Raw genomic sequence first — 12247 nt, forward strand, 5'->3', positions numbered from 1 at the left:
ATGCCCAATTCCGGGCAAGATGCCCAGATGCTAAAATGCCTAGGCAACTTTTTGATTTAGCCGCGCTGCAATGGTGGCTACGGCGAGCAGATATCGCTGCCGGGCTGTCTCACGACACACCCCCAACTGGGCCATAATGCGCTTCCACTGCAAGCGCTCTGCACGCGCCCACACCAACCGCATCTGCTCAGGCTCCAGCCAACGCAGCCACTCCATGCACTCATCCATGCGATCAATGGCGTCTGGCGTGGGCGGTCCGAGACGCGTGCGCGCTTTATCCCAACCGTAGGCGTTCCAAAAATCATGAATCACCTGAGGCCAACTGGCTTTCAAATCCCTGGGGCCCTCCTTCGGCAGGCGCTGCAACGTGCTGGCCGCCTCCTCCAGTCTGTCGACCACCATCTGCGCGCTCCAGAATTGCTGGTCAGCCATGTTCCACCTCCTGGGCGATGACCCAATGCAGCAACGCCAGAGCATCGGCCTCGTTATCATCCGCCGGGGTATGCCCCAGCCGCTTCATGGCGTGGATCACCTGCGCCTTGGAGGCGTTGCCCTTGCCGGTGGCGTGTTTTTTTATCGTGCCCACCGGTACGCCCTGGTAAGCCACGCCGTTGGCCTCAGACCACGCCGTCAGATGCGCCAGAAAGCCGCCGTAGACCTGACATGCCAGCGTGCCGATGTGTCGTCTCACCTCCTCGAAGTAGACCCGCTCCAGCGGCGCGGCAAATCCCGCCACCTCGTCGAGCCAGTGTTTAAACCGCAGCCACGCCATACCGCCGCCCTCAAACCGTCCCGGCTTGAAAGTGACCGTGCCGCTGGTGATGGTCCCATCGGGTTGCCTGAGCGCCCAACCGGTTTGCCCGCCCAAATCCAACGCCAACACGCTGGTGGGTTGGGGCGCCTCGGTTTCCTGCTGGGGGTTGTTGGGGGCGCACTGATGCGCTATCCGGGTTACAGCCATCGTCCTCACTCCTTCGGTGAAGTTGGAGAGGGCGGCGGCGTGGGAGGGCTGTCCCGGACCGGCGCTCTAAAGCGGGTTTTTGCTCCATTCCAAGCCATCAAACCCCGTCAAATGACGGGTTAGGCTTCTTAACTACATGTATTAAATAACTAAAAAAAGTACATCAACATATCATGCCTATAAAGAGAGAACCCTATATAAAGATATAATAAATAAACATATTTTCTGTTAACTTTTTATTTTTTCTTTTTAAGGCGTGATTCTTTGACAGAACCAAGTAATAGCCTGAATTATATTGATAAAACTCCACCAAGCCCGTCAATTTAGCACTTTTGACGGGCTTGGTGGTTGGTTTTGGTCAAGCCGCCTTGTAAACCATACCAGGCTGTGTCCGCGTCGGTTTCACGTCGGCCACAATCTGCCCGCCCTCCAACAGCGCCTGGACAATCTCTCTGCGTTCGCGCTCGTTCAAAAACTGCGTTTTGCGGGTCAGCCTGTTCCTGGGAATGCCCTGCCGTCCAGCGGCGCGAATGATCGTGAGCACCCGTTTGTGATTCTGTTCGGTCTGGTTGTCCGCCAGGTGCTGCTCCACATCTTCGATCAGCCTGTTCACCGCATACCCCACCAGAGCACTGGCCCAAACGGCGTCCTCCTGGCGAATGAGCGGCGCATGCGGGTTTGCCGACACCCCTCTCACCAGCGCGATTTTGGATGCATTCTCCCACACCCGCGCGAGAATCGAGGACCATTGCGTCGACCGGCATGTTTTAAGTTTACTCATGACTTGACAGCTGAGTTCATCAAATACCGTCCTGGCTCCCTGCTCCATCGGCACAATCATGGGCTCGACAGAGGTCTCCGGCGTCGCCGTCACGCCTGACAGGTTTCCGCCGCCAGAACTGCCGCCATTGGCGATTGCCGTCACCGCCTGAAGCAGATGGTCGGGAATCGGACGTATGACGTTGGCGCCGACAGGATCAGGATAGTCGTCTCGGGTTTTGAGCATGACAAACCGCGCCAGCGAGCCATCCGCCACATTCGCACTCCGCAACGCCGACCAAAACAGCACCGGTGTTGTTGTCCCGTAGACGCACAAGCAGGGCTGGTTGATATCCTTGCGCCCGCTCTTGTCTTTGACCGCATATTCAGGCCCCAGGAATGTCGTTGACGCCGAGGAGTACAACTCGGTCATAAGGTCCAGGATGTCCGTGATATGCCGAGGACTGCGGCGACGGTCGGCGGCGGCCTGGAGGAACATTCCAAACTCGTCCTGCTGGAACAGAATGGCGGGATGCTCATACACCGCCCGGAGTAAACCGGCTCCGGAGGCGATCCGATTGCCGCCCAGATAGGACTGATGCCCTGTCCGCATGAACAACTCGGTGATGACCTCCCGGCTATGATTCTTGCCAGACCCACTATCCGCGATGCCGACGATGTAGAGATTGGATCGGAGGTTCGTTTCCGTGCGATATCGCCGCCCCATGAGCGCGCCCAGAGCACACAGAGCGTTGCCGACAGCCAGAATTGGCTGCGGCCTGGTTGCCGTGGAGATCATGTGTTCCACCAACGCGCCCAGCACCCCATCCACATCCAGCGGATCCCACTCCGGCCCGTCGATGAAGGGCAGTTTCTCCTCACTCGGAGGGACGTCGGCAACGGCGTTCTCTTGGACCCTGCTCAGCAGCCCCTGCGCAGGGTGTGGGCCCTGTGGCGTCACATTGACCGGATTAAGCGTGATCGACGCCTCTGGCTGCCAGCCACGTTGTTGCGCCAGATGGTAGAGCGTCCCCGCGCCGATGATGGTCGGTTTAAAACTCGACCACGATTGTGTTGTGGTGGCGGGATTGTTTTTGCCCGCGCATGCTGACCACTCGGCGAAGAGAGCCGCCCCCGCCTCGCCCAGTGCGCCCTTGATGGCCATGCCGATGCGCACCCAGTCATCATAGGGCAGATCCGCATTCACGATGTAGCGCAGCGCGTCTGAAACCGCCTCAAACGTGCCCTGCTGACCGCTGTGCGACACACCATGCGAATCCATCAAAATCGGCGTTGACGAATCTCTATGTTTCTCCAGTCGATTTGGCCGCATCTCTTGGGGCAAAATGTTTAGCGCCTCCTCTACAAAATCGTGCGTTTGCTGTTGGCTGATTGTTGGCAAGTCATCTACACGCTGATCCACCAACGATGCGTTTGGCCAATGGTACGGCTGGCCCGTATCCGGATGAATAGCGTAGGCAACGAACTGCTGCCCCAGGCAGAGCACCTCCAGCGGATGCTGTTTGATGCCAGAAAATGGCTCCGCTGTGCGGTAGACCAGCAACCGTTTGGGCGCATGACCGATACGCACGGCTGGGGTGTCTCCGAGTCGCTCTCTGGCCAGATCCTCCACTTGCTGGGCGATGATCGCGTCGCTCACATCGATGTCGATGGCGGCCACATTACCGCACGCCACGCCGATGCCCGCGTCGGGCCACTGCCGCCAGATGGACAGCTCATTGAGCGTCGTGGCGCGCTCAGCGTGTTTGTTCCACCCCTTGTAGGGACGCCATGCGCCCCGCTGATACGCGCCCGGATATTTCTTCCCCGGCGCAATAGGCAGAATCGAAAAACCTCCGGCGATCAATCTCTCGCCATATTTGTCCATGAAATTATGCACCATTTTTCTCCTTCTCAAAACGGCGTATCATTGAGTTTCGCCGATTCATCCTGGCGCGCGCGTTCGTCGAGATAGCCGGTCACCGCCACCTCGACCAGAGTCAGAAACTCAACCAGCGTAAACGCGCGCAGGTCGCTCTTGCCGATGCTCTCCACATACTCGCCAACCATCTGACCGGCGTAGCGGAATGCGACCTCATCACGCGGCGTTGGATCGATCATCACGCGCCTCCTTTTGCTCTGGTTGGTCGAAACGGGCGCCGACCACCTCCACGAACTTGTCTTTGCGCCGCAGTTGAATGCGCGTGGGCAGGCGCAGGCTGTTGACCATTTCGAGCGCCTCATCCACCGTATGCGGCATGGGCGTTCCCGCTGGCGCGCGCTGCGACCACCACCGCGCTGCCTGCCGCTTGGGAAAGCCGCTGTGCTCAAAGCAGACCCATTCGCGATGCCAGTTGAAGCCGCACAGATACTCCACCCGCAGGGAGGGCGGCTTGCCCTCCTTCTGGTGCTTGCCATAGGTCACATCGTAGACCCGCGTCCACTCCGTCTGCGGTTTGGTCGTTGAGAGAATCTCCCGCGTGGTTGCGGTGGCGTCGATTTTGATTTCCGACGGCGGAAACTGGTAATCGCACTCGATGCAGTGGCGAACCGCCGCATGGTTGATGGTCTGGCACTGGGGGCACACCTTGACCGGCGCATCGCCTCCGCCCGCATCCTGCTTGCCCTTGGGCTTGACCAGGTCAATGGGGCCGTGCCGCGCCACATTGCCGGCAAAATCCAGCACCAGGCAGTTCTCCTTGCCGGGAAACAGCCGCGTGCCGCGCCCGGCGATCTGCACATACAGGCCGGTGGATTTGGTCGGTCGCAACATCGCAATGAGATCCACTGAGGGCGCGTTGAAACCGGTGGTGAGCACGTTCATGGCCGCCAGCGCGCGAATCTCGCGCTGTTTGAAGCGGGCGATGATGTCATCACGGGTCTCTTTAGGCGTGTCGCCAAAGATGCACTCACAGGATATCTCCCTACCCTGCAACGCATCGCGCACATGCTCGGCGTGGGCGACGCCAGAGCAGAACAACAGCCACGACTGCCGATCCTGGCCATGGGCGATCACCTCCCCAATCGCCGCCTGGGTGATGGGATCCTGGTCCACTGCCGCTTCCAGCTGGGAAGCGATATACTCGCCGCCGCGCGTACCGACGCCGGTGACATCCAGTTGGGTTTCGGTCTGTTTGCTAATGAGGGGGCAGAGAAAGCCATCATCGATCAGCTCTCGCACTGAAACCTCATAGGCGATATCGTCGAACAGGGCCTCCTTGCCCTTGTGCAACTGGCCGGAGTCCAAGCGATACGGCGTAGCGGTAAAACCGATAATCTTCAGCTGCGGGTTGATTGCGGTCAGATCATCGAGAAACCGCCGGTACATGGTGTTGGCCTTGCGCGGGATCAGATGCGCCTCGTCCACCAGCACCAGGTCGCACTGCTGGATGTCGTAGGCGCGCTTATGGACGGATTGGATGCCGCAGAACAGCACCTGCGACTCGGTATCCCGCGCTTTGAGCCCGGCGCTGTGAATGCCTGCGGGAGCCTCAGGCCAGACGCCGAGCAATTCGGCGTGATTCTGGCTGATCAACTCACGCACATGGGTGACCACCAAAATGCGGGTGGAGGGGTAGTAGCCGAGCGCCTCCTGAATGAACTTGGCCATCACCAGAGATTTGCCTCCGGCGGTGGGGATCACCACCAGGGGGTGACCCGACTTCTCCTCGAAATAGGCGTAGATGGCGTCGATCGCCTCACGCTGGTAGGGTCTGAGGGTCAGCATGATGCGCCTCCTGTCATGGATTGGAGGCATTCACGCAAAACTTCTACGGGGTAACTGTTGACCGCTCCCCAGCGCTCATCGGGAACCCGACCCATCCGAATTTCCAGATCTTTACAGAGTTTTGTTGCCTTGAGACCCAGCGCCTGTGCAAAAGAGAGCGGCGCATCAATTCCCTCTCGACGGCAGAAAGCCAACGCGGTCATGTATCCCGTATCGCCATCCAGATCAGCTTGGCGTTGCGCTATCTCTGCGATCTGGCGCTGCTGCTCTGTTTCGGTTCAGTTGGAAAATGACAAACAAGCCGTTTATAATGTGTAGATAATAAGCGGAGGTTTGTATGGAACGGAAGAAGCGGAGATTTACGGCTGAGCAGAAGGTAGGCTATGTGCGCCGTCACCTGGTCGAGAAGGTGGTTCTCTCGGATCTGTGTGACGAGGCGGGCATTCAGCCCAGCCAGTACTATCGCTGGCAAAAGGCTTTGTTTGAGAATGGCGAAGCGGCTTTGGCTGACAAACGCGGCCAAAAGGCTCGTGATCGACAGATTGCCGAACTAGAAGCGAAGTTGGCAACCAAAAATGAGGTTATGTCCGAGCTTCTTGAGGCGCATGTTGCGCTAAAAAAAAGTCTTGGGGTGAGCTGAACGGCTGCTGGGTGGAGCCGGACATACGGGATTCGGTGGTGGATTTCGTGGCGTTTTGGTCAGACAAGAGCGAAATCGACACGAGCCGGATTATCAACTGGATAGGCGTGCAAAGGGGCAAGTTCTATTCATGGCGCAAGCGCTATGGAATGGTTAACGACCACTATGGCCGTATTCCCCGAGATTTTTGGCTGGACGATTGGGAAAGGGAAGCGATTGTCGCCTTTTTCCATGAACATCCGTCAGAGGGCTATCGGCGCCTGACCTACATGATGCTGGATGCAGGCGTGGTGGGCGGTCAGCCCCTCTTCAGTGCTGCGTGTGCTCAGAACTGCCGGGCTGATGCGTCGTTGGAGCCCACCGCCCTCGCAGAAGGGCACAGGGTTCAAACAGCCTTCGGAGCCGCATAAACACTGGCATGTGGACATCTCCTATCTGAATATCCAGGGGACGTTCTACTATCTGTGCAGTGTCCTGGATGGATGTAGCAGGTTTATCCTCCACTGGGAGATTCGTGAGTCGATGAAGGAAGATGAGGTTGAAGTGGTCCTGCTCCGAGCTCAGGAGGCCTATCCGGAAGCTAAGCCGCGGCTGATCTCAGACAATGGGCCGCAGTTCGTTGCCAACGATTTTAAGGCGTTCATCCGGGAATCCGGCATGACGCATGTGAGGACTTCGCCTTACTATCCGCAGAGCAACGGAAAACTGGAGCGTTTTCACGGTAGTTTGAAGCGTGAGTGCATTCGGCCTCAGACGCCATTATCGCTGGAAGATGCCCAACGGGTTGTGGGAAAGTACGTCGAGCATTACAACACCCGGCGGCTCCATAGCGCCATCGACTACGTCACCCCACAGGATCGCCTGGAAGGGCGGCATGTGCAGATCCTGGCCGAACGAGATGAAAAGCTTGAGGCGGCCAGAGAACGGCGTCGGACGACGCACCAAAAGCAGTCTTTTCAGCCATCCCAAAAAATGGCTGAAAAGGCGAACAGCTAACTGATATTTTGGTTTAGACGGTTGTCATGTTTCCGCTGAACCAGCACAGCTCGCCATTAACCCTCTCCAAGCAGCGAATCTGCTCATCCTGCTCCCATATGGCTTTCGCCATCAGGTAGGCTTGATGAGCCGTGGAGACCGGGGCGGCATGAAAATAGCGATTGACCAACTCGCGCTGAACCCGCCACGCCAGATCATCCGTGAAAGATTTCACCAACATCAGATAGCCAGACTGCGTCAACAGCATCAGTCCGCGTGTTGGGACATCCAAGCCAAAAGTCCGCAATTCGGACCTTTGTGAAAAATCAACACGATGGAAGTCCTCACCTGGAACAAACTTCTCCTTGTGATCATTGAAGCGTTTGCGAGCGGTCCCTTCCGTCCGCTGGTGCGCCTGATCCACCATGGCGAAGGTGACCACGCGACAGCCCTGATATTCGATAACGGGCACAGATGTTTCGCCAATCGAAATCATGGGGCCTTGAGGCTGAATACTCATTGCTATGCCTCCTTCTCGTTGAGAGTATCAACCGCAGGCGCACCGCATTGAGAACCCTCTGATCCATTGCGCCACAACCCTCCACCTGGGAACTGGTACGTGACCACCCCGGCCACGGGATCAACGTCGGTCTGTTTTCCTGGGACCAGATCGGGGATGTAGAGATGCTGATTGCAGCCCTGTTTCTGCGCGGGCGCTGACAGAACAATCTGGTGTTGCGCGCAACTCCAGCGTCCATCAGCCTCCGCCGTCGAGTGCAGACAGGTGCGACAGTTGATCTCGGCAAACGCGCCCTCGTGACAAATGGCGTGGTGGTCGCACAGTTTGCACTGCCACCAGGAGGGGTCCTCATGCAGGCGCACCGGCGGATGCGGCGAGAAGATGATCCGTCCGGCCTTCTCCAGCAGCCGTTGCGCAAGGTCATGGTCAACGCACACGCGCTCGGCGTAGAGCTCCTCGCTGTCCTTGCACACCGACAGGTAGAGCGCGCGCTCCATCTCAAACAGATGCATGTAGATCTGCATCTGCGCATAGTGCTGGGGCTTGGCCTCCTCGACGCCTTTGTCCACCAGCGCCTTGAAGGATTTGGCGTTGTGGGTTTTGAACTCGCACACATGCCAGGTCTTGGGCGCTTCGGGCACGCCCATGGCCACCGCATCGAGGCTGCCGCCGAAGTGGCCGCCATGGGCCTTGACCTGCCACTGGCGACCGCTCTGAGGATTGAGGTCCATCACCGTCACGCCGATGCGGCGCAGGTCGGCCACCAGACGCGGCTCCTCCAGATGACCGGTCTGAAACAGGCGCAGAATCCGGCCAGCGAACTGACTGCGCGTGACCCAGTGGAAGTCGTACCAGAGCGCGCGTTCGCACTCTTTGCCAATGAGCGAGGCCCCAAGGTGGGGACGAAACCCATCATCGGCGGCGGATTCATAGGCGTGGTATATGGCGGTGACGGTGCGACTTTCGGGTTTTGGCAGGAGCGCCATCACGCCCCCCCTTCCAGACGCAGGTGCGCCTCGTCGAGCACTTCGCGCCACGCCTGCTCGTCGTAATCGGCGCGCACCGTGGCGATGATGGCGTCTTTGAGACGGGCGTTACGCTCTGACTTGCCGCCCGGCAGTTGCTGCATGTGCGCCTTGATCCGCGCCAGCTTCTCTTTTTTAAACCGCAAAGCGGTGCGCGCGCGGTGAAACCACTCGGGATCGAGTTGCTCGCCTCGGGCCTGACGTTTGAGGTCCGACGCCGCTATCTGGTCGCGAATGGCGTCGATCTCCGACTGCAAGGTGATGATCATCTCCCGGCATTGAATCCGGGTTTCGGGCATGGGGGGATTGTTCCCCCGCTCCTGATGGTTCAGGATGGTGGTGTCCATGGATGCCTCCTCAAAGACTCTGTGGATAGGGCGGGCCGCTACCATTGCCTGGCAGCGGGGTAACGGCTCCGCCCGACTTTTTACTGCCGGATGCTATTCCAGGGCCCAGCCCCGCTGGCAGTTGGCGCTGGGGGCTGATACCCCTGCTGTGGCGCCGGAGATTGCTGTTGCGGCGCCGGGGACTGCTGTTGCGGCGCCGTGGGTTGTTGATACGTCTGCTGCGGCGGTGGAGGTGGCGGTGGCGGGGCAGCCATTGGTCTGCTGACGGCTTTGTAGCCCTTGATCTTGTTGTAGCCGCTCTTGTCCACCGCCACTTTGATCAGCATGGGCTTGAAATGCAGTTCCTCGGAGTCCTGCACCTGCATACGCCCCAATGCATGGCAGATGGCCGACAGCGCGCGTTGCGAGATCTCCACCGCCTGCTGGTTGGGGTTGACCAGATTGAGTTGCTCATACACCTTGCGCCCCGCGTGCACACCGTCGAGCACATCCATCTCCAGCCACAGGTATTGACCCGTCCCCGCCTTGGTCACGCGCATTTCGCTGTTGATGATTTGCACCCGGTACTCCCCGGGCGGCAGCGCCTCCTGCGGTTTGCTGGGCTCCACCTGCGAGGCGTCAAAGGTTCCGCCAAGATTGGCCATGTTCTATTCTCCTATTGCGTAGATTGCGGTTGCGGTTGCGGTTGCGGTTGATTTGGCTGCTGCGCCAACTGGCCGGTGAGGTAGCCCTCCAGGGTTTTCCAGTCCATGGGCAACTCCAGCGGCAGGTTGTATCGGTTTTTGGCCAAAAAGGCCGGGCGCTCCTGGGTGTAGAGCACACGCTCGCCATCGCCCACGGCGCGGTTCACCTTCTTCTTGAAGCCGACGTCGGTTTTGGTGGTGCTGATGCGGTAGTTGGCGAACAGCACGCAGTCGCTATGCTCCTGGATCAGCGCCGACGCCTTGGCGTGCAATTTGATCTCGTAGCGGTCATAGGGGTCATGCTCCGGACTGTCGAAACGCTTGATCACCGAGTGCGCAATCTGGATCACCACCATGTTCTTCTCGTCACGCAGGCGATTGAGTTTCTCCAGATAGGCGCGCCACAGATCCAGCGCGAAGGCATATCCTTTCCCGTAGCCGATCTCCTCAATGTTGCGCACGTTTTGTTGGGCGCAAACCTCCGCCCAGATCAGCGGCTCCAGCCAGTCCAGGCTGTCCACCACCACGGTGGCGAAGTCGTGCGACTCATTGAGCAGCGCATCCAGCGCACCCATCACATCCCAGTAGCTTCTGGCGATGGGAAAGCTGGTGGCCTGTATCTGTCCCAGGCCATCCTCAGTGAGGATAAACACCGGGTTCGGCGCGCCCGCCGCCAGCGTGGTTTTGCCCACGCCCGCCACGCCGTACTTCACGATGCGCGGAGGACGACGATCCTGGGCGCGATTCAGGGATTGCAGAGTGGTCGCCATCACGCCGCCTCCTGACTCTGTTTGGCCATGCGGAGACTGCGTTCTATGCTACGTTTGATTCTGCTGAATTTAAGATGGGCCTTTTCTAACTCAGCGAGGTTAAACCCCCGTTCCAACGCCCGTTCATCAGGCATTGCCTTGATGGCGTCCATGACCGCTTGAATTTTGTCTATAAGCTTAAGAACAAGCATTTCCATCTCTTTGTTGAGCATCTGTTTGTTCCTCTTTGTTGGTCGTCTGTTTGTTCCCACGGCGCACATGCTGCGGTTCTGCGCCTGTGCTGCGCTTTTGATTTGGGCTCGCATCCCAGAGGGGAATGAAACGGTGTAGCGCTCCAGATCGCTGGGATACTGCTTCCGCTTCATCACGCCGCCTCCTGCTTCTCGACGCTCACCGCCAATTTGAAGGTGGGTTTGCCCGGCTTAACGGTGCGCGCGCCCTCGAACGCACTGCGGATCTGACTGGGCCATGCGTTGAACTTCCGCTCAGAAACCCGATAACTGATCTCCACGAACTCCCGCGCATCTTCCCCAGAGCTCTTGATCCGCTCCACCACACCCTCCAGTTTTTTCTGATCCCACTGGGGACGCTTGGGCAGATCGGAGACCACCTGCACGTTGCCATCGGTGAATCGCACCGTGCCGAAGTCCTTACCGCTCTGCTGGCGCAGCTGTTTGATGAGGTCCCCGTATTTGCGGGCGATGGCACCATCGAGAAACTCCTTGGCGCTTTTGGCGCGCTCCAGGGCCGCGTTGGCCTGTTGCTGCAGGTCCGCCAGGGCGGCGCCATCCAGTTTTGCGACGTCGCTCAGGGGCATGGTGTGCAGTTGCTTGAGGGTGATGGTGGCGTTCATATCTTCTCTCCTGTCGTCTTCTGTTTTGGGCTGACGCTCCAGCGGCGGCAGCTTAAGATGGGTCAGAAATTCGTCTTCTATTCGCTGTGCAGCTTTGTCGATGCCGATCTGAAGCAGGTCGCAGAGGAATCCAAAGCCGCCGACCTCCATAGAACGCTCCCGGAAAAAGCGCCGGAGGCGGTTTACTTCGATGCGAAACGGCATATCCTGCCAAAGCTCTGGTTTGCGTCGGGCCTGTTTGAGCAGCAGATGCGCGTCTGTTAGTGCACGCTCCAAAACTGCGGTCCAGAGGGCTATTTCCGAATCAACTAATGCGGTGATGTTCATGCCGCCTGACCGGTTTGGGTGTGGGTGCGCTCCGCTTCAAAGCTCTCGACATCCAGCAGTCGATAGAGAACGCGGCCACCGAGCTTGATGTAGGCGGGCCCCCTACCCTGTGAGCGCCAGTTTTGAAGAGTCTGACACGAGACTCCCCAGCGTTTTGAAAGCTGGTACACATTGAGATGTTTGATGATTTCCATGTCTGCCTCCGTTGTGCGTTGAACTTGGAGACAGATTAGCAAAGCCCAGGTTAGGCAGATGTTAGGCAGGAGGTTAGGCGAGAGGTTAGTAAGCGCCACGTAAACCGCAGGGTTCCCCTGTCTGGAATGATCCGTCACGCTATGCCTTCCAGGATGCATAACGGAGGAAGCCATGGCGACAGAGTTGACGGAGCGGCAGCGGTATTGGCTTGAGCACGTTCGCGCCAGCGAGCGGACGGGCGGAACGTTGAAGGCGTATGCCGACGCTCAAGGGTTGGATGTTCAGGAGTTTTACAACCAGAAAAGCGAGCTGAGGCGCAAAGGGCTTTTGGATGCAGCGTTCGAGGCGGAGTCACGATTTGCGCGTTTGACGGTGGAGCCCGACGCCCTGCCGGAGCGCCGTTGTCGAATGGAATTGCCCAATGGCGTGACGCTGGATCTGCTGGAACCCGACTCTGCGCCAGGC

The 12247-nt window shown here is 58.6% G+C and carries 18 protein-coding genes; 5 read left to right on the top strand and 13 right to left on the bottom strand.

Translation table 11 applies throughout. The features are described 5' to 3' along the window. Nucleotides 1-39: 39 nt before the first annotated feature. The 5 genes from MAIT1_RS01600 to MAIT1_RS01620 form a co-directional block, all read right to left on the bottom strand. On the bottom strand, nucleotides 40-432 hold the full coding sequence (locus MAIT1_RS01600) for a DUF6362 family protein (RefSeq protein ID WP_085440268.1): 393 nt from the start codon (nucleotides 430-432) through the stop codon (nucleotides 40-42). Continuing rightward, nucleotides 425-946, bottom strand: a complete 522-nt coding sequence (locus tag MAIT1_RS01605; RefSeq protein ID WP_085440286.1) for a hypothetical protein — start codon at nucleotides 944-946, stop codon at nucleotides 425-427. Before MAIT1_RS01605 ends, MAIT1_RS01600 begins: the two co-directional genes overlap by 8 nt. Nucleotides 947-1319: 373 nt before the next feature. Next, on the bottom strand, nucleotides 1320-3623 hold the full coding sequence (locus MAIT1_RS01610) for a PriCT-2 domain-containing protein (protein ID WP_085440269.1): 2304 nt from the start codon (nucleotides 3621-3623) through the stop codon (nucleotides 1320-1322). A gap of 11 nt (nucleotides 3624-3634) precedes the next feature. Continuing rightward, a complete protein-coding gene (locus MAIT1_RS01615; protein ID WP_085440270.1) occupies nucleotides 3635-3841 on the bottom strand; it encodes a DUF6511 domain-containing protein in 207 nt (68 codons plus the stop codon). Then, the gene (locus MAIT1_RS01620) at nucleotides 3819-5447 is read right to left on the bottom strand and encodes a DEAD/DEAH box helicase (protein WP_085440271.1); all 1629 of its coding nucleotides are present in this window, start codon (nucleotides 5445-5447) and stop codon (nucleotides 3819-3821) included. Before MAIT1_RS01620 ends, MAIT1_RS01615 begins: the two co-directional genes overlap by 23 nt. A 337-nt stretch (nucleotides 5448-5784) precedes the next feature. Here MAIT1_RS01620 and MAIT1_RS01625 point away from each other — a divergent pair, with 337 nt between their 5' ends. The 3 genes from MAIT1_RS01625 to MAIT1_RS01630 are packed head-to-tail and all read left to right on the top strand — an operon-like array spanning nucleotide 5785 to nucleotide 7083. Then, the gene (locus tag MAIT1_RS01625) at nucleotides 5785-6087 is read left to right on the top strand and encodes a transposase (RefSeq protein WP_085440272.1); all 303 of its coding nucleotides are present in this window, start codon (nucleotides 5785-5787) and stop codon (nucleotides 6085-6087) included. Between the two features lie 11 nt (nucleotides 6088-6098). Continuing rightward, nucleotides 6099-6497, top strand: coding sequence for a hypothetical protein (locus MAIT1_RS22155; RefSeq protein WP_241893392.1), 399 nt, complete (start codon nucleotides 6099-6101; stop codon nucleotides 6495-6497). Beyond that, nucleotides 6430-7083, top strand: coding sequence for a DDE-type integrase/transposase/recombinase (locus tag MAIT1_RS01630; protein ID WP_241893394.1), 654 nt, complete (start codon nucleotides 6430-6432; stop codon nucleotides 7081-7083). Before MAIT1_RS22155 ends, MAIT1_RS01630 begins: the two co-directional genes overlap by 68 nt. 13 nt (nucleotides 7084-7096) lie before the next feature. On the opposite strand, the gene MAIT1_RS01635 is transcribed toward MAIT1_RS01630, so the two are convergent. The 7 genes from MAIT1_RS01635 to MAIT1_RS01665 all read right to left on the bottom strand — a co-directional run bounded on the left by MAIT1_RS01635 (nucleotide 7097) and on the right by MAIT1_RS01665 (nucleotide 11260). Further along, nucleotides 7097-7582 carry an ORF6N domain-containing protein gene (locus MAIT1_RS01635; RefSeq protein WP_085440273.1) on the bottom strand — a complete coding sequence of 162 codons (486 nt, stop codon included), beginning with the start codon at nucleotides 7580-7582 and terminating at the stop codon, nucleotides 7097-7099. A 2-nt stretch (nucleotides 7583-7584) separates the two neighbouring features. Continuing rightward, on the bottom strand, nucleotides 7585-8568 hold the full coding sequence (locus MAIT1_RS01640) for an oxidoreductase (protein ID WP_085440274.1): 984 nt from the start codon (nucleotides 8566-8568) through the stop codon (nucleotides 7585-7587). Beyond that, entirely contained in the window at nucleotides 8568-8954 is a 387-nt protein-coding gene (locus MAIT1_RS01645; protein WP_241893393.1) for a hypothetical protein, read from the bottom strand. The genes MAIT1_RS01640 and MAIT1_RS01645 overlap by 1 nt, the downstream gene beginning before the upstream one ends. Before the next feature lie 80 nt (nucleotides 8955-9034). Further along, entirely contained in the window at nucleotides 9035-9598 is a 564-nt protein-coding gene (locus tag MAIT1_RS01650) for a DUF669 domain-containing protein (protein WP_085440275.1), read from the bottom strand. An 11-nt stretch (nucleotides 9599-9609) separates the two neighbouring features. Further along, on the bottom strand, nucleotides 9610-10407 hold the full coding sequence (locus MAIT1_RS01655) for an ATP-binding protein (RefSeq protein WP_085440276.1): 798 nt from the start codon (nucleotides 10405-10407) through the stop codon (nucleotides 9610-9612). Next, the gene (locus MAIT1_RS01660; RefSeq protein ID WP_085440277.1) at nucleotides 10407-10772 is read right to left on the bottom strand and encodes a hypothetical protein; all 366 of its coding nucleotides are present in this window, start codon (nucleotides 10770-10772) and stop codon (nucleotides 10407-10409) included. The genes MAIT1_RS01655 and MAIT1_RS01660 overlap by 1 nt, the downstream gene beginning before the upstream one ends. Next, on the bottom strand, nucleotides 10772-11260 hold the full coding sequence (locus MAIT1_RS01665) for a hypothetical protein (RefSeq protein WP_085440278.1): 489 nt from the start codon (nucleotides 11258-11260) through the stop codon (nucleotides 10772-10774). Before MAIT1_RS01665 ends, MAIT1_RS01660 begins: the two co-directional genes overlap by 1 nt. Before the next feature lie 57 nt (nucleotides 11261-11317). Between MAIT1_RS01665 and MAIT1_RS01670 the strand changes: the two genes are divergently transcribed. Next, complete coding sequence (locus MAIT1_RS01670; RefSeq protein ID WP_085440279.1) at nucleotides 11318-11524, top strand: hypothetical protein; 207 nt, start codon at nucleotides 11318-11320, stop codon at nucleotides 11522-11524. A 59-nt stretch (nucleotides 11525-11583) separates the two neighbouring features. On the opposite strand, the gene MAIT1_RS01675 is transcribed toward MAIT1_RS01670, so the two are convergent. After that, nucleotides 11584-11781 (bottom strand): helix-turn-helix transcriptional regulator, encoded by a 198-nt coding sequence (locus MAIT1_RS01675; RefSeq protein WP_085440280.1) that lies wholly within the window; start codon nucleotides 11779-11781, stop codon nucleotides 11584-11586. Between the two features lie 172 nt (nucleotides 11782-11953). On the opposite strand from MAIT1_RS01675, the gene tnpA reads away from it, so the two are divergent. Next, the coding region (gene tnpA / locus MAIT1_RS01680; RefSeq protein ID WP_085440281.1) for an IS66 family insertion sequence element accessory protein TnpA at nucleotides 11954-12247 on the top strand (294 nt) is incomplete at its 3' end.

The sequence above is a fragment of the Magnetofaba australis IT-1 genome (genome assembly GCF_002109495.1).
GTDB classification, from domain to species: Bacteria; Pseudomonadota; Magnetococcia; order Magnetococcales; family Magnetococcaceae; genus Magnetofaba; species Magnetofaba australis.